This is a genomic window from Alkalibacterium sp. m-11, assembly GCF_054658155.1.
This window is the reverse complement of record NZ_BAAGIR010000361.1, coordinates 1-487: the sequence shown is the minus strand read 5'-3', so window position 1 is coordinate 487 and position 487 is coordinate 1. Positions and strand designations below refer to the sequence as shown.

The following is a 487-nucleotide window of genomic DNA, read 5'->3' as shown; positions in this document are numbered from 1 at the left end:
AATTACCGTAGAACTAAAACAACCGTCAGCCTCATCAACTATCATTTTGTGTTTTGTCCTCGGTACAGACGAAAGATTTTCTTGAATCCCTCTCTCGAAGAACGGTTCAAGAAATTAGTTCAAGACATTTGTGATGAACAAGGCTTCCACCTCCTTGCTTTGGAGACGGATGAAGACCATGTTCATCTGTTCTTGAATGTGTTGCCGTCTGTCAGTCCTGCGGATGTAATGGCTAAAATCAAAGGAGGGACATCGAAAATCATCCGTGACGAGTTCTCCGAGCTGAAAGCAATGCCAAGCTTGTGGACTCGTTCTTACTTCGTATCCACCGCAGGAAATGTGTCAAGCCAAACGATCAAACGATATGTTGAATCTCAAAAGACAAGGAGTTGATTCCCATGCCTCAAACGATTACGGTTAAAATAAAGTTACTGCCAACGAAAGAACAAGCAGATATTCTGGCTGAAATGAGCGAAGAATATATCTC

General features: G+C 42.3%; 1 protein-coding gene. It reads left to right on the top strand.

Going from position 1 to position 487, the window contains the following annotated elements; translation table 11 throughout:
• Positions 1-393 (top strand): IS200/IS605 family transposase (tnpA, locus tag ACYQ2O_RS12815; protein ID WP_459796788.1); only part of this gene is annotated, 393 nt, incomplete at its 5' end.
• Positions 394-487 lie beyond the last annotated feature (94 nt).